Here is a 17,058-nt window from a genome sequence, read left to right on the forward strand (position 1 = left end):
CCGCCGCCCCTGCCACAACCCATGGGGTGACGAAATGCGTGCATCATTGTCGACGTCTGCAGCGCGCGCCGCAGAGCGGAGCGACGTGACCAATCATGCGGTGGTGATCGTCGGCGCAGGCCCGACAGGGCTGATGCTGGCGGCCGAACTGGCGCTGGCGAAGGTCGACGTCGTGATCGTCGAACGTCGCGCCAGCCAGGATATTGTTGGCTCCCGCGCAGGCGGTCTGCATGCGCGCACCATCGAGGTGCTCGATCAGCGCGGCATCGCCGATCGTTTCCTGGCACAGGGCCAGATCGCGCAGGTCGCAAGCTTCGCCTGGATCCGGCTGGACATCAGCGACTTTCCCACCCGGCATCCTTACGGGCTCGCGCTGGGGCAAAGCCATATCGAGCGCATCCTGGCCGACCGGGTCGGCGAACTCGGCGTTGAGATCCAGCGCGGACGCGAGGTGACTGCGATCGCGCAGGACGACACCGGCGTCGATATCGCGCTGGATGACGGCCGCTCGCTGCGGGCGGATTATCTTGTCGGCTGCGACGGCGGGCGTAGCCTCATTCGCAAGTCAGCCGGCATCGATTTTCCCGGGTGGGATCCGACCATCAGTTGTCTGATCGCCGAGATCGAAGTGACGAAAGAGCCGGCGTGGGGCTTACGCCGCGACGACAAGGGCATTCATTCCTTCTCGCGCCTGGAAGACGGCAAGCGCGTGCGCCTTCTCGTGACCGAGCCGCACGTCGGACAGCGTGGATACGTCAGCGAGCCCGGCTTGCGCGATCTCAGCGAGGCACTCATCGCTGTCTATGGGACAGATTACGGAATCCGCACCCCGACCTGGATCTCCAGGTTCACCGATATGACGAGGCAAGCGGCATCGTACCGGAATCGACGGGTCCTGCTGGCCGGCGACGCCGCCCATGTGCATTTTCCGGTGGGCGGGCAGGGGCTCAACGCCGGTGTGCAGGATGCGGTGAATCTCGGATGGAAGCTGGCCCAGGTGGTCAAGGGCACATCGCCGGACAGCCTGCTCGACAGCTACCACGCCGAGCGTCATCCGGTCGCGGCGCGCGTCCTGCGCAACACGATGGCGCAGACCCCGCTGCTAGGCCACGGCGACCGCATCGATGCATTGCGCGATACCGTGTCCGAATTGTTGACGATGGACGAACCGCGCAAGCGGATCGCCGGCATGATCTCCGGTCTCGACATCCGTTACGATCTCGGCGAGGGACATCCGCTCCTCGGCTGCCGCATGCCCGATCTCGATCTCGTTACCGCCAATGGATCGCTGCGGCTCTACGCTCTGTTGCACGACGCCCGGCCGGTGCTGCTCAATCTCGGTGAGCCCGCGGGTCTCGACATCACAGCCTGGGCTGACCGGGTGCGACAGATCGATGCCGCATATGCCGGTGCGTGGGAGCTTCCGGTCCTCGGCGCTGTCACTGCACCCATGGCTGTTTTGATCCGGCCCGACGGATATATCGCGTGGGTGGGAGATCGGGCCGGGCACGGGCTTGCCGATGCGCTGACCACTTGGTTCGGAGCGCCCAGCCGCGTATAGCGCAGCGCAGCTTCTTACTCGGCAAGCTCTTTCAGGATGCGGTCGCGGTCTTGCAGATGCAGGGCCTGACTTGTCCGAAGCGTCTGCAGAATGGCTCTGGCGTCCTTCGTATCGTGGCCGTCCCGGTCCAGCTCCGCGATCAATTCCTCTTGCCGCACGAGATGCCATACTTGCTCAGGTCAGGCTTGTCCTCCGATTTCGACGTCCTCGGCGCGCGCGGACCCATCCGCAGCGCGCGGGGGAAACTCGCGAATCGAATTGGGATTGTGGCGAAAATACAATTGGCTCGCGCAGGATATTCCTCATACTCATGAGAATGATTCGGGGGGTGAGGCGTCAAATGATGATCCAGTGGGACAAGGTCTCGACGACCGAAATTCTATTCATCGCAGTCATGCTCGTCAGTGTCGCCGCGATCGTCGGTACCGGCCTTGAATGGGCCATGCTGCGTTAGTCGCTCCGCGACAGGCTACTGTCCGTCACCGCTGCTGGCGGTCCGGCAGACATGCTCAAGCTCGACCATCTCACCGTTATTGCTCCGAATTTGGCCGAAGGTGTCCTGCACGTTCGAAACTGCCTCAATCTCGATGTCCCGTTTGGGCAACGCCACGCCTATATGGGCACTCACAATCACCTGCTTCAGCTGGGTGACACGGTCTACCTCGAGATCGTTGCTCTCGACCCGGAGGCGGGGACGCTGAGTCGCCGACGCTGGTTCGGTCTGGATGACCTGGCCAAGGTCGAGTTGGATTGGGACGAGGGCCGGCGTTTGCGAGCCTGGGTCGCGCGAACCGATGCGATCGACGCGATCTTGGCAACCCACGGGCACATCTTTGGAGAGAAGGTCCCGCTTCCGACCGTCGACTCGTCCTTTGATTTCGCCATTCCGGACGACGGCTCTCTTCCCTTGGACGGAGCGGCGCCTTCCATTATCGATAGGCGTGGCAGGCCACGTGCGATGGCGACAATTGCCGATCTCGGTGCGCGCCTGCGATCCTTCGCTCTCGAACATCCGAACCCCGCCGCCATAGAGACGCTGTATCGCGCGCTGAAGGTGGACCGCGCGCCCGACATCGTGAGAGGTTCCAAGCTGCGGTATCGTGCGCAGATCGAAACACCGGCCGGGGTGAGGGAACTCACGTGAGCATAAGGCCGCTCAGGTCAAGAGGTTCAACGGGGCTCGGGTGAGGCCAAAGCCCGCGCACGTCTTGCAGCTTCACTGCGCGATTGATGTCAGAGCATCCATCTTCTTCCGCAGCCGGTCGCGCGCCGGTTCCAGGCGGCTGCCCGGGTCCTTGCGCAGGAATGCTTCAATGACGGTCAGTCCGGCTTGATAGGCATCGCCAGCATCCCGGAGGTCAGATTGACTCTTCTGCGCCTTTCCTCGTGTCGCCAGCGCGTCCCCTTTATGCTCATATGCGGTGGCGAACTGAGATTGGCGACTGCGATCGTCGGGAAACTTCGCCGCGAGGTCTTTCCGCTGCTCAAGAGCCGCGTCGTATTCCTTCAACGCGCTATCAAATTGCTGATCCTGCATAAGAGCGCTGGCCAATCCATCATGGGTGCTGGCAAGATTCGCTTTCCACGCGGCGTTATTGGGATCTTTGACGACCAGTGCCTGCCGAATATCGAGCGCCGTTCGGTACTTTTCCATGGCTCCCGCCAGGTCCTGCTTCCGTAAGAGCGCGTCCGCAATCGCGAGTTCCTCTTGCTGGAGCGAATCCTGCCAGGAGGCATTGCCGGGATCCACGTTCGCACGCGCCTGCCTGATCTTGAGCGCTGCACCATATTGTTGCAGCGCCTTGTCCAGCAGGTCATCATTCTTGGTCGCGCTGTAATAGTTCCGATATACGCCGCCCATGAAATGATAGGCCGCTGCAAGATTGCCTTGATATACGCCTTCCTCCGGATGCTCGTCGGCCAAGGACTTCCGTATGTTGAATGCTTCCTGATATTGCTTGAGGGCCTCGTCATAACGTCCCTGGGCGGCGGAAAGTCCTCCGAGTCTCGCCCACGCGTCGCCTACGATCTTTCGCGCGGCAGGATTTTGCTGCGGCTCCCCTCCCTTCAACGCCTTGCCGATATCGAGTGACTTTTGGTACCGGGACAGCGCAGAATCCCAGTTGCCCTTCATAAGGTCAAGGTCGCCTTCCTTGTTCATCACCAAGGCGACGTCCGCCTGTCGGTCGACGTTGCTGGGATCCTTGTCTGCAAACGTTTCCGCGACCTTGAGCGCAAGGTCATATTTTACTTTCGCTGCTCCAATATCGTAGTTCACGACGATGTCCCCGATACGAAATGCGGTCTTGTAAACCAGGCTCTGCCAGGCGTCGTTGCCGGGATCTTGCCCGGTAAGTTGGCCCGCCAGTTTCTCCGCTTGTTCGGCGAGCGCAAGCGCCGTCCGGGAATCGCCTGCATCCAGGTATACATCCGAAAACTGTATGAGCAGCTTGGCGTGCGCTTCGATCACTTCAGGCCGCTTTCCGTCGGGCTCCTGGTCGCCGGACGAAAGAATACTCTCTGCGCCCTTGAACAATTCCGCTGCGGCCGCAATCGGGATGGCTCGGTCACTGGTTTGCTTGGACAGCACCTTCAGGATGCGTTCGACGGCGTTGATGGACGTGGCCGCGCTCAGTTCTGCTTCACGCGTACGTAACTCCTGAGCGGCTGCTTTCCTATCCGCCTCACGCAGGCGGGACTCTTGAAAGAGCGTGACCCCAAGCATCCCAATGATCATCAGGCCCAGAATTCCGACGATGGCGAGGAAGCGCTGGGTCGTTCGTTTCTTGCTGAGGGCGATCTTGCTCTCCGCGACCAGTTCGAAGACATCCGGGTCCTGGTGTTTGAAGCGCGACGCCTGAGCAATGGATTCCTCGTCGTTCAGCAGATAGCCGGGCTGCCTGTCAGAGTCTCGCCACAGCCGCGCGGTGGCCACAAAGCGGATCAGCTCGCGCGCTTCTTCCTCCGGCAATTTCTCTGAGCGGGTCGGCTCGCCGGCGGCGGGAGGAGTCTGCGAGCTATCGAAGGGCTCCAGCAGCGCCGGAGTGAAGTCCTCTGCCGCCGCAGCCGGAAGGCTGAGCAGTTCGGTCGACCAGTAGTCCAGGATGCCTTGAGCGGTCTGACGTTCGTTCTTGTCCGTAAGAATGGTTCCGGTCGCGCGCGCGTGCACGATGAACGCGCGAATGTCGGATGCCGTCCGAGGTGCCTCCGCAGCACCCCTTTCGGCATTCGAGAGGGTGTATCGCAAGTCGAGATGCGCGCGCCAGAGTTCGGCCATCGATGAAAAGGGTTTGTTCAACGCTGCCGCGCGCGCTGCATCGCCGGGTAGTTCAGACATCGCCGATCTCCTCGACTATCGATTTCAGCGGCTCGTGGAATTTGCCGAGCGAACCGCAATCTTCCTTCAGCTTGGCATCGACCTCGAAGAAATGGAATTTGAGGACACGACAGAAGGCGTCGAACGATGGCTTCATCGTATCGCTGAGTGTCTCCCGGGTCAGCTCCGTGTCGACGCGGTCCGAATAGGTCATCGCCTCCTTCGCCCACGCGGCCCCGGGATCGAGCGAGGCGAGCAACTGGACGTGCGAGTGCAGCCGGTACCAATTCTGCGCGATGAGTTTCTGGGCGCTCGTTGCGGGCGTGCTGAGCACATCCTCGACCAGCGAGAGCTCGTTTTCGGCATCCTGCCAGATTTTGTGCACCAGTGCGCGTGCCATGACCGTAGCCTTCAGGTCACGGATCGCATGCGACAGTTGCTCAAAGGACTCTTCGAGCATGATCACGCTCGGCAAGACGAGAATCAACTCGTCGAGCGACAGCTTGTCAGCGGCATCGAAGATCCGTGCGTTCAGGCGTGAGAGCTGAAGGCGGACGAGGCGTTGCACGCCGCCGAATCCTTCTTGCGTGGCGGACGAATTCGCCGTCTTGATCGCCGGGCCGAGCCCATCCGCCAAGCGGTCGAGCTCGGCAATCCAGACGAGTTCGGCGCTTGCGGCGGCGCCGAGCGGCACCGCTGCGGCGCGCGCGGCCGTACAAGTGTTCCCGATGTTCTTCAGGCCCTCGAGATCGTCGACGGCGACGGACCTGAATGCGAGCTTGAGATGAAGCGCATGCAGGCATTCGTGCAGGTTCTTGAAAGCCGCTAGCGTGCGTATCTGCTCGGATATGGCGGCTATCTTGTCGCGCGACGGCTGGAGTTCGGGCAGGAATTCGGGTTTCAACACCATCGCCGTCACGAGAGTGAGGCTTTGCAGGGCGCGATCGACCCCGTTATCCACCTTCGGCAGCGCCGCGAGCGTCTCCGGCGAGGCCTTGATGATCAGTCGACGCAGTTGCTCGTTGGCGACCGCGGATACGAGCACTTGGATAAGCAGCCAGCGTTCCGTTCCATCCTCGATCAAGCGGTCCAGCGTCCGGCGGACCGCGCGATGGAGAGGATCGGTGGGGCTGGCATATTCCTTGTAAAGTTCGTGGCCGGTCGCGGCCAGCACGATCTCTGCGAATTGCTCCGTGGAAAAGGCCTTGGCAATCTCGTCAGACACGAGATCGAGATATTTTGCCGGTATGGCCATCGCTTGCTCTCCCCGCGATTGCACGTCCTCACTTGCCGAGCGCGTTCCCGAAGCCCTGCGCCTCGATGCGCTGGCGGATCAGGTTGATCGGCACCCCTTGATTGAACAGCGGCCTCTGCCAGTTCGGGTCGCCATAATGATGCATGGCGACGATCTCCCACTCCATCGTGAAGCAGGGGGAACCCGACGAGCCCGGATCGGTGTTCGCTAGGTATTTGATCCGCGTTCCATTGGCGTTCGGACCGATCACGGCCTGTGTATCCATCGCCATCTTCATCGGCCCGCCTTCAGGATGCTGCACGATCAAGAGTGGCGCGTCCCGCGGTAGTGGAGCTGCATCACGCGGCAGCGCGATCCATCCGCGACACGCACCATCAACCTGCTGCTGCCCGGCAGTGGCTTCCAACTGCAGCAGCGCAAAGTCGAGCTCTTCTGGGGTCGGCGAGGGTACCTCGGGATTGGCCGTCGTTTCAGCATTGCTGTAAGGCGAGAACGTGAGGCAGCCGTCCGGGCGTAGCGCCACGAGGTGACCGGGATTCAGCGTGCCGTTCGCAAGCCTGACGTAGTCGAACCGGCAGCCGATCTCCGCCAGCTTGCCCTCGGCCTTGATATCCTTGACGACGTGCCAGTTGGTCAGCACGGTATCCGGGCCGACCAAAAACCCGGTGCCGAGGCCATTTCCGCCGCGCTCGATCCGGCAGACGCGGTGGTAGATTTCAATTGCCCGCTCGAGCCACACGCGCACGTCGGGCTTGGCGAGGTAGGGCCGTATGTTGCGCTGCAGGCCCGGAGCGAGGGCGTTTGCCGGTGCATCGGCCTGCACCTGACCTGCCTTCTGCAATGACAGCGTAATGCTTTGGTCCGGTACTGCGCCGATCGCTTCCGGACAGAGCTGTTCGATCAGGTGCTGCAGATCGGGTTTCCCGGGGCGGCGCGCATGAACGTAGTGAAGGAAAAGCGGGGTCGTGCCGTGCTCTTCGAGCGCGTTGAGCAGATCGCTGATCGTTGGCCTTAGTGGCTTTCCCTTACCGACATATTCCACGTAGAGGCGGTCGCCCGTGCTGGCTTGGACGAAGTCCTCGAGATCGTCGAAATTCAGGGAGCTTGCGAGCGACTTGCTGAGCTTCGTGATGTCCTCGCCGCGCAACTCGGGCATCTGGCTTCCTCCATCGCCTCGGCACGGATCGCCGGCTTTCAACGTCGCTCGAGCCGCCGGCGCTTGGCGCCTGAGCGCATCGACACCTCGGCGCCGCGCAGCGTGTCGTACTGGTCGGCAGCGCGCACGTTGGCTGGAAACCGCACACCCGTCATCGCCTCGATCTCGGAGAGCGGATACATGTGCGGCGCGAACTCGGCGGGCACGACGAATTCGAACTCCACGGAGGACAGGTCCTGCTCGAGCACGAAACCGAACGCCGCCAGCCCGTCGGCCGTCGAGGCCACGATGACTTTCCAGAAGCGCGCCGGAATCTTGGCTCTGATCTTGTTGCGGCCGCCGCCCGCTCCGACAAACACCTCGTCTGCTGCATCGAGAACCGGCCCGGCAAATTGCGCGAGCTTCTCGCTGGCGGCGGATGCCAGAACATGGTTTTCGAGATCACCCCAATTGTCCACGCCGCTGCCCGACCGGTTGTATTCGGCGGTCTGCGGCGAACAGTTGGTCACGTGATAGCTATCCCCATTGCCGCGCCGCAGATCATCATAGGTCTCGCCCCAGGCGACATCCTCACGGCGGACGATATGCCCCTTGTCGAAGGCGCCGCGATCGCGCGTGAAGAATACGTCCGGAAGTTGGAACTTCTCTTCGAGTCTCGGATCGACGAACCAGCGCTCCTGGTCGCGGTCGCCGAGCCCGGACAATGCCTTGCGGGTGTACTTCTTGCTGGGATCCGGGCGCTTCAGCCGTGGGTCGGCGGTGACGTTGGAGGCCGTGAACAGCGCAAGGCGGCGCGCGGCATGCATTGCTATCGAAAAGTTCTGATAGGGCAGGATGTTTCCACCGAGACGCGTTGTGGCCAGCACGCTCGGATCGGCCGCTTCCGGCATCGGGATTTCGGCGCCGAGAAAGTCTTTGTCATATCCGGTGCGGGATGCGTAGTTCGTATCCCGGAACGGTTCCACCATGGCCTCGGTGAGGGCCCCGCCGCCGGCCGGGGCAGCCTCAGTGCCGCTCGGCTTGCCGACGATGGATGGCGCGCCGAGCCGTATCGTGATCTGCAGCGGTACTTCCAGCGTGATCCCGTCAGCCGTCGCCCGTACCACGCTCTGACTCACGTCGGCGGATGGGCGCGGTGCGGGCGCCTGAGCAGTCTGATCCGCCGTCACATCTTCATCGGAAAACCCGGCGAGATCGGCCTTGCTCCACCAGTCGGACCAGGCCGGCGTCCCGCCCGGCGCGCCGCTCGCAAAATTGACTCCCAGATCAACCACGCGTCCGTCGCGCGCCAACTCGAACATCGGCACCGCGTAGTTCTTGTCCTGGTAGCGGCCGCCGAAATGCAGCGCGACAATCTCACCACTCGCGAGGTCGATGACGCATGAACCCGAATTGCCGCCGAGGGTGGAACAATCGTGCGTTCCCGCAGAAACAATCTTGCCGAAACTCTCGGTCGGCGACACCCCGTGGAGTTGTCCCGGCTGGAGACGTTTGACCCCATACTCCTTGTCGAACAGTTGGTCCTGCTCCGCCGCATCGTTGCGCGGGTCGAAGGCCGGGTAGCCGATGACGGCGATCTCGTGTCCGTCCATATCGGAAATATCTGCAAGCGACATCTTCAGCGGCTTGCGGCCGGCCGGCAAGTTCTCGACTTCCAGGATTGCCATGTCCCAATAGGGATGGATCATCACTACGCGCCGCACCACCAACGTCGGTCCGGTCGGCCGGCCGCGTTCGTGCAGGAAATCGACCCCAGCCTTGCAGCCCGTCCGGAAGGCGATCGCCCGATTGCCCAAGCCGCGAGCAAAGATCGCGGCAACGTGGCGATTGGTCATGATGAGGTTGGTGCCGACCACGAAACCGGTCCCGCCATAGGGATAATCCGGGTTGTCCGGCAGTTCGATGCGGCCGACCGACGGGATCACATCCTCGATGCGGGTGCGGATCGCCGCGTCGGTCGTGAGCTTCTGCCACAGATGGTGGGAGACCTCGAACTTGCCGTCGATGATATCGATCGCGGGTCGAAGCTTGGGAATGATAATGGCCTCCATGCCGACCAGTTGATCGGGGGAGGGCTCGCGCTTGTTCAGCAGCATCTCGAAGCCGGCTCGCGCATTCCTCGCTTCGGGGGCTTCGGCCATTTCGAGGCCACTCACCGCCGGTTCCGCCGCTTTCAAGAGGCTGTCCGGATCCTTCTTGCGCGAAATCAGCTCCAGGTACGACTTCACTCGCTCTGCATTCGAACGCTGCATAGTTCACCTTCGGTGCGAATCCTAAGGTTGAGCCTCCATACTAATGCAATCTTCAATTTGACGTGGATCAATAGTTAGTCGTGAGACAATGCGAGTTGGAATTAAACGACTTGGTCGTTGCGCCTTTGAGTTCGAGGCAACGGACTTTCGGATGCAAACTCGCTCCGCGCGGCACCTGCGGGTCGACGCTGATGGAGGGAGAGACGTTCGAATCCGCCGCCTATACCGCCGGCGACGTGGCCGCCCCGAGGCGTTCGCGTGATGCGTCGCAACGGCGGCCCAGGGGGCAAGCCAAATGAGCTGAACGGTGGATGAACGCCTGTCATTGAAGTTTCAAATTTTTAACCCAGAACGGAGGTGATTTTGGCGATTTTTAGGTTGTTTAGAACAACGGTTCCGCACTATTAGCGCAGAAAGAACGGTCATCGCCGGCGTCCCCGTAAGGCGAATGTAAGGTGGATGGGCCATAGTGCCGACATGAACCAATCTCCGCAGATGCTGAGTAAAAAAGGGCTGATCATCGGCTTGGCGGCCTTTGCGCTCGCCGCTGCGGGCGCCTATGGCTTCACGCAATTCGGTCAAACACCGAAAAAAGACAGCCTCGAGCTGTCCAGCCAGTCGCGCAAGGGAGGCCAGACGTTCACGCCGTCGCCCTCCGAATGGGCCACGCTGACCGTCGAGCCGGTGTGTGACAAGATCTTTCGGGCGGAACACGTGACTGAGGGCAAGGTCGCGGTCGATGAGGATCGCTCGACCCCCGTATTTTCCCCGTATGCGGGCCGCGTGACCAAGCTGCTGGTCAAGCCGGGCGAGACCGTCAAGCAGGGCCAGCCGCTGTTCGTGATCGAAGCCGCCGATACCGTGCAGGCGCAGAACGATTTCATCACTGCGATCACGGCGATGAACAAGGCCAAGTCGGCGCAGGACCTGGCGGAGATTCAGTACAAGCGCGCCAAGGACCTGTTCGAGGGCAGGGCAGTTCCGCTCAAGGATTTCCAGCAGGCGGAAGCGACCTTCGTCCAGGCCCAGAACGACATGCGTTCGGCCCAGACCGCGCTGGACGCCGCCCGCAACAAGCTCCGCATCCTTGGCTACTCCGATGCGGCGGTCTCCGAATTCCAAGCCAAAGGCACAATCGACCGCGAGATCACGGTCAACTCGCCGATCACGGGCACCGTCGTGCAGCGCAAGGTCGGCCCCGGCCAATATGTCCAGGCCGGCGCAAGCGATCCGGTCTTTGTGATCGGCGATCTTTCGACGGTCTGGCTGATCGCCTTTGTCCGCGAAAGCGATGCGGCAGTCGTCAATGTGGGGGAGGAGATTTCGGTCAGCGTGCTGGCGCTGCCGGGCCATCCGCTCAAGGCCAATATCGACTATGTGGCGGCAGCGATCGATCCGACCACCCGCCGGCTCCTGGTTCGCGCCACCATCGACAACAAGGACGGCCTGCTCAAGCCGGAAATGTTCGCCAATGTGACGATCTATTCGCCGGGCGATCGACCCGCCGCGGCGGTGCCTCGGCAGGCCTTGATTTACGAAGGTAACCAGGTGCGTGTCTGGGTCGCGCGTCCGGATAAGTCGCTTGAGCTGCGCAAGATCAAGACCGGCCTCGTCAATGGCGATCTCGTCGCCGTCGAAGGCAATCTGAAGGCCGGCGAGCAGATCGTCACCAAGGGCAGCCTGTTCATCGACCGTGCCGCGTCCGGTAGCTGACGTGCGGGTCCAACTCTTCCCAACGCGGTGAAAGCCTGAACCTGAATGGATCGCCTGGTCGCCATCGCCGTGCAGCGGCGCTTCCTCATGGTGGGGATGTTCATCGCGATCCTGGCCGGCGGCCTGATCGCGTTCAAGCAGCTCAACATCGAGGCCTATCCCGATCCGACGCCGCCGATGGTCGACGTCGTGACGCAAAGCCCGGGCCTGTCGGCCGAGGAAATCGAGCGCTACATCACGATCCCGATCGAGACCCAGGTCGCCGGCATCAAGAACCTGCGCACCATCCGCACGATTTCGCTGTACGGCCTGTCCGACGTCAAGCTGCAGTTCTCGTTCGATTATACCTATGACGAGGCGTTGCAGCAGGTCCTGAACCGGCTCTCGCAGCTGTCGCCGTTGCCGGGCAACGTGACGCCGCAGATTTCGCCGTTGAGCGCGATCGGCGAGATCTATCGCTATCGGCTGAAAGGCCCGCCTGGTTACAGCGTGCTGGATCTGAAGACCCTGCAGGACTGGGTGCTGCAGCGGCGTTTTCGCGCCGTGCCCGGCGTGATCGACGTCACCGGATGGGGCGGCAAGACCAAGACCTATGAGATCCAGGTCGACAACAACAAGCTGGTCGCCAACGGGCTGACCCTGCCGCAGCTGTTGCAGGCGGTGAGCAATTCCAACATCAATGTCGGCGGCAACACGGTCGAGATCGGCACGCAATCGGCTGTGGTGCGCGGCGTCGGCCTGATCCGCTCGATGGACGATCTCGCCAACACGATGGTGTCGCAGACGAGCGGCAATCCGGTGCTGGTCAAGGATGTCGCGACCGTCACCGTTGGCGAGAAGCCGCGGCTTGGCATTGCCGGCCTCAATGACAATGACGACATCGTCCAGGGTATCGTGCTGATGCGGCGCGGCGAGCAGAGCTCGCCGACGATTGCCCGGGTCGAGGCACTGGTCGACCAGATCAACCACTCCACCATTCTGCCGCCGGGTGTCCGGATCGAACGGATCTACGACCGCAAGGACCTGATCGACACCACGACCCACACCGTGCTGCACAACATGGTGGTCGGCATTCTCCTGATCGTGCTGTTGCAGTGGATATTCCTGGGCGATCTCAGGAGCGCACTGATCGTCGGCGCCACCATTCCGTTTGCGCTGTTCTTTGCCGTGATCATCCTGGTGCTGCGCGGGGAGTCCGCGAACCTGTTGTCGGTCGGCGCAATCGATTTCGGCCTGATCGTGGACGCCACCGTGATCATGGTGGAGGCGATCTTCCGAAGACTGACGCAGACCACGCCGCTGTCGGAGGTCGAGGAAAGTCACATCTCGCCCGAGACGATGATGGGCATGAAGAGCCACGCGATCCTCTCCGCGGCGGCCGACGTCTCGCGCTCGATCTTCTTTGCCGCCGCCATCATCATTGCCGCCTTCCTGCCGCTGTTCACCTTGAGCGGCGTCGAAGGCAACATCTTCGGCCCGATGGCGCGCACCTATGCCTATGCGCTGGCCGGAGGCCTGCTGGCGACCTTCACGGTGACGCCGGCCTTGAGCGCCATCATCCTGCCTGCTCATGTCCAGGAGACCGAGACGCGCCTGATGCATCTGTTGCATCGGCTCTACGGGCCGGTGCTGCGTTGGGCGGTCGGCAACCGCAAGCTGGTGATGATGGGCGCCGTCGGGCTCGTGGTCATGACGGGTGTGTTCGGCCGGCTGCTCGGCCTCGAATTCCTGCCCAAGCTGGAAGAGGGCAATCTCTGGATCCGCGCCACTCTGCCGCCGACCATCTCGCTGCAGGAAGGCAATCAGTACGTCAACGAGATGCGCAAGCTGATCCGCGCGCGGCCCGAGGTCGAGGCCGTGGTCTCGCAGCACGGCCGTCCCGACGACGGCACCGACGCGGCCGGCTTCTTCAACGCCGAGTTCTTCGCGCCGCTCAAGCCGGTCAGCCAGTGGCCGGGCACCAAGGACAAGGACCAGCTCACCGCCGAACTGCTGAAGCAGCTTGATGACCGCTTTCCGGGCGTCGAGTTCAACTTCTCGCAATATCTGCAGGACAACGTCTCCGAGGCAGTGTCGGGCGTGAAGGGCGAGAACTCGATCAAGCTCTATGGCAACGACCTGCAGGCGCTCACCGACACCGCCAACAAGATCAAGCAGGTCTTGTCGACCGTGCAGGGCGTGACCGATCTTGCGGTGTTCACCTCGCTCGGCCAGCCGACCGTACAGATCGACATCGATCGCGCCAAAGCCGCGCGTTACGGGCTCGCCCCCGGCGACATCAACGCCACGATCAAGGTCGCGGTCGGCGGCGACACTGCGGGCGACCTCTACGAGCCCGGCAGCGACCGGCATTTTCCGATCATCGTGCGGCTGGCGCCGGCATATCGCAAGAGCGCCGAGGCGATCGAGAATTTGCGTATCGGCGCGCAGGGGCCGAACGGCGTCACCCAAATTCCGCTCAGCGAAGTCGCCACCATCAAGCTGGTCTCCGGTGCGGCGTATATCTATCGCGAGCAGCAGGAGCGCTATCTGCCAATTAAATTCTCGGTGCGCGAGCGCGACCTCGGCAGCGCCATCCAGGAAGCGCAGCAGAAGGTCGCCGAGCAGGTGCAGCTGCCGCCGGGATCGCATCTCGAATGGGTCGGCGAATTCGGCAATCTGCAGGACGCGATCAAGCGGCTGTCGATCGTGGTGCCGATCAGCCTGGCGCTGATCGCGATCCTGCTGTGGTTCAATTTCGGCTCGATGGTCGACACGCTGCTCGCGATGAGCGTGATCCCGATGGCGATCTTCGGCGGCGTCGTCGGTCTCGTGCTGTCCGGCATCCCGTTCAGCGTCTCGGCGGCGATCGGCTTCATCGCGCTGTTCGGGATCGCCGTGATGGACGGCATCATCATTCTGTCCCAGTTCAACCAGCTGATCGACGAAGGCTACGACCGCGTCGCCGCGGTGATCCGCACCGGCGAGTTGCAGCTCCGCCCGGTGTTGATGACCTGCGTGGTGGCCGGCGTCGGCTTGTTGCCCGCGGCACTGTCGAGCGGCATCGGCTCGCAGGTGCAGAAGCCGCTCGCGATTGTGGTGGTCACCGGCATGATGCTGGCGCCGATAGTGATCCTGATCACCTTGCCGGTGTTGATCTCGTTCTTCTCGCGCCGCGGTGCGCGCTAATTGCCTTGGGCATGTGGGCACATGCCCATAAATCTTGCCCACTCCCTTTGTGGTTGACGACCCCTGGCCGGTGCGCCTTGATTGATGCCAATCAAGAAAACGGCCAAGGAGGTCGCCATGCGCGCCGAACAGCGCCAGCACAGGGTGGATGAGCCGGCGGTCGCGCGCGCCAAGGCGGATCACATGTCGGGCCACAAGCCGGGTCCCAGCGCCGATCATGCACGGCTCGAGATCGGCACCTCGGAGCAGGTGCTTGCCGAGATCAGGGAATTCTGCCGCGCCACCAAGACCTCGGAATCCACCTTCGGCCGGCTGGCGGTGAATGACGGCAAGCTGGTGTCGCGGCTGCGCGATGGGGCCCGGATCACCACCGGCACCCTGGACAAGGTGCGCGGCTATCTCGCGACGCATGGACGGAATGGTCATGACAGCCCGGCCGATCAGGCCCTCGTTCCGATCGCGCCGCGCAGCGAGGTTTCTGCGGATACCGGCGCAGCGCCGTCCGGCTTCCGCTTCTTCGACAACCGGCAGAAATATCTGCTGTTCGTCTCCACCTGCAGCGAGAAGACCGAGGTCGCCAACCGGATTTCGCTCGAGCTTTCCAATCTGCAGCCGGCGCCGCCGGCGCTGCGGCTGTTCGATGCCGGCGTCGGCGATGGCACCGTTCTGTCTCGGGTGATGCGGGCGCTGCATGCGCGCCTGCCCACCATGCCGCTCTATGTCGTCGCCAAGGAGATCTCCTACGAAGACGTGCGGATGATGCTGGAGAAGATGGCCGATCGGCTGTTCGAACATCCGGCGACCGTCGTCGTCGTGACCAACCTCTATTATGGCGAAGCGCCGTGGCTGACGCCGCGTTCGGCCACCGCAGCCCAAAGCCTGTTGTGGAAGGACGTCGCGCTCGCCGGCAACACCGCCCACGGCTTTGCCGAGCAGATCGGCGCGCTGGAGCCGTTCCTGGCCGAGAACTGGCGGGCCGGCATCAGCCCGACCACCGGCAATCCCGTCTACAAGCGGCCGGTGATCCTGACGCTGTCGCGCGAGGATCACTCGTTCCTGCTCGATCCGATCATGCCGCGGCCGGGGCGGGTGAGGGCCGACTATGATCTCGTCATTGCATCGCAGCCCTATCGCGCCCGCGCCAGCGTCGCGTTCAAGGCCTCGAAGGTCGTGACGCCGCTGGTGCGCGCGCTGCGTCCGGGCGGGCGGCTGATCGGCATCCATTCCCACGGCCACGATCCCGGCATGGAGATCATCGATCAGGTCTGGCCGGGCGACAATCCCTTCACCACCGACCGTTACGCCATCCTGCGGCAGGTCAAGCACGAGCTCGGCGCTGCCGCGCGCCATTACAATTTCAACGCATCCTCGGACGCGCGGTCGATCTTCCGCTACCGCATGCACACGCTGCCCGACGAGGTGTCGGGGCCGATCGGCACCTCCACGCTGTTTGCAGCCTGGAACGCGGCGATCTATGTCGCCCAGATCGAGGACAACAGGCTGTCCGAGGTGGTTCGCGACGGCCGCTATCTCGAAGCCACCGACCGCGTGCTCAAGAAGCATGGCGGCCTCTGGTTCAATGACGAGACCTATGTGATCTCGCGCCGCCGCGCGCCAGCCTGAGGGAGCCTCCGATGCTTGCGCAGGACCAGCTCTCATCCCAGCGCCTGATGCGATTGCTCGCTGCGGCGTCCGTCGAGATCTCCTCGCGCGGTCACCAGCTTGCAGAGCTGCGAGACAATTTTGCGCCGGGCACCAGCGTCTCGATCACGTTTCTGCCCGGCGACGACTATCATCATAATGTCGAGACGGCCGCCGCCTTGCGCCGCGCCGGCTTCAATCCGATCCCGCACCTTGCTGCGCGCGAGATCAGTTCCAAAGATGCGCTCGCGGACTTTCTCGCCCGCTTGCGCGGCGAAGCCGACGTGACATCGCTGCTGCTGATTGCGGGCGACGTGCTGGCTGCAAAGGGCCCGTTCAAGGCGAGCCGCGACATCGCCGAGTCCGGCCTGATCGAACAGCACGGTTTTGCGCGCGTCAGCGTGGCCGGCCACCCGGAAGGCCATCCTTACCTCGATCCAACCGGCGTCTTGAAGCTGCTTTTGGATTGGCAGGACTGGAGCGACCGGCGCGGCGTTCCCATCAACATCATCACCCAGTTCTGCTTCGAGAGCGCGCCGATCCTGGACTGGTTGTGGCAGCTCCGCGCCCACGGCGTGCTGCTGCCGGTCACGATCGGGCTGGCCGGTCCTGCCACCCCTGCGACGTTGGTGAAGTTCGCCTTGCGTTGCGGCGTCGGCAATTCCTTGCGCGCGGCGCGCAACCGGATTGGACGCTACGGCCGACTGATGACCGAAACGGGACCAGACGAGGTGGCGTGCGGGCTTGCCGACGCGCCGCCTGCGGATACGCAAGCCATCACAGGCTTCCACCTGTTTCCCTTCGGCGGTCTCCGCAAGGCGGCCCGCTGGCTGCGCGACGACAAGGCCGATGGGACGAGGGCACCTCCTGCCGGGCCAGGGGCTGGAAAGTCGTAGCTCGAAAAGAGAAAGGAGACGACAGCGAGCAGGGCACCGGTTTCGTAGCGCGATGGCCGCAGGCATGCGATTGGGATTCATCAGCATGGTCGTTGTCTCC

The 17,058-nt window shown here is 62.9% G+C and carries 10 protein-coding genes; 6 read left to right on the forward strand and 4 right to left on the reverse strand.

Annotated features, from left to right (window positions below; genetic code table 11):
* Positions 1 to 34: 34 nt before the first annotated feature.
* Entirely contained in the window at positions 35 to 1,561 is a 1,527-nt protein-coding gene (locus QX071_RS24360) for an FAD-dependent monooxygenase (protein WP_315706170.1), read from the forward strand.
* 505 nt (positions 1,562 to 2,066) lie between these two features.
* On the forward strand, positions 2,067 to 2,705 hold the full coding sequence (locus tag QX071_RS24365; RefSeq protein ID WP_315706169.1) for a VOC family protein: 639 nt from the start codon (positions 2,067 to 2,069) through the stop codon (positions 2,703 to 2,705).
* A gap of 72 nt (positions 2,706 to 2,777) precedes the next feature.
* Here QX071_RS24365 and QX071_RS24370 read toward each other — a convergent pair whose 3' ends face one another.
* From QX071_RS24370 to QX071_RS24385, 4 genes are read right to left on the reverse strand one after another with little or no spacing between them, the layout of a single operon-like run.
* Positions 2,778 to 4,898 carry a tetratricopeptide repeat protein gene (locus tag QX071_RS24370; RefSeq protein ID WP_315706168.1) on the reverse strand — a complete coding sequence of 707 codons (2,121 nt, stop codon included), beginning with the start codon at positions 4,896 to 4,898 and terminating at the stop codon, positions 2,778 to 2,780.
* Complete coding sequence (locus QX071_RS24375) at positions 4,891 to 6,132, reverse strand: hypothetical protein (RefSeq protein WP_315706167.1); 1,242 nt, start codon at positions 6,130 to 6,132, stop codon at positions 4,891 to 4,893. The genes QX071_RS24370 and QX071_RS24375 overlap by 8 nt, the downstream gene beginning before the upstream one ends.
* 28 nt (positions 6,133 to 6,160) lie before the next feature.
* Positions 6,161 to 7,288 (reverse strand): serine protease, encoded by a 1,128-nt coding sequence (locus QX071_RS24380; RefSeq protein WP_315706166.1) that lies wholly within the window; start codon positions 7,286 to 7,288, stop codon positions 6,161 to 6,163.
* Positions 7,289 to 7,326: 38 nt separating this feature from the next.
* Entirely contained in the window at positions 7,327 to 9,516 is a 2,190-nt protein-coding gene (locus tag QX071_RS24385; RefSeq protein WP_315706165.1) for a DNA/RNA non-specific endonuclease, read from the reverse strand.
* Between the two features lie 519 nt (positions 9,517 to 10,035).
* Here QX071_RS24385 and QX071_RS24390 point away from each other — a divergent pair.
* From QX071_RS24390 to QX071_RS24405, 4 genes are all read left to right on the forward strand, one after another.
* The gene (locus QX071_RS24390) at positions 10,036 to 11,253 is read left to right on the forward strand and encodes an efflux RND transporter periplasmic adaptor subunit (protein ID WP_315706164.1); all 1,218 of its coding nucleotides are present in this window, start codon (positions 10,036 to 10,038) and stop codon (positions 11,251 to 11,253) included.
* Between the two features lie 45 nt (positions 11,254 to 11,298).
* Positions 11,299 to 14,421 carry a CusA/CzcA family heavy metal efflux RND transporter gene (locus QX071_RS24395; protein WP_315706163.1) on the forward strand — a complete coding sequence of 1,041 codons (3,123 nt, stop codon included), beginning with the start codon at positions 11,299 to 11,301 and terminating at the stop codon, positions 14,419 to 14,421.
* A gap of 183 nt (positions 14,422 to 14,604) precedes the next feature.
* Positions 14,605 to 16,044 carry a hypothetical protein gene (locus tag QX071_RS24400; protein WP_315706349.1) on the forward strand — a complete coding sequence of 480 codons (1,440 nt, stop codon included), beginning with the start codon at positions 14,605 to 14,607 and terminating at the stop codon, positions 16,042 to 16,044.
* A gap of 11 nt (positions 16,045 to 16,055) precedes the next feature.
* Positions 16,056 to 16,958, forward strand: a complete 903-nt coding sequence (locus tag QX071_RS24405) for a hypothetical protein (protein WP_315706162.1) — start codon at positions 16,056 to 16,058, stop codon at positions 16,956 to 16,958.
* Positions 16,959 to 17,058: the final 100 nt, after the last annotated feature.

Origin of the sequence: Bradyrhizobium sp. SZCCHNS1022 (assembly GCF_032484835.1) — a bacterium.
Classification (GTDB): domain Bacteria; phylum Pseudomonadota; class Alphaproteobacteria; order Rhizobiales; family Xanthobacteraceae; genus Bradyrhizobium.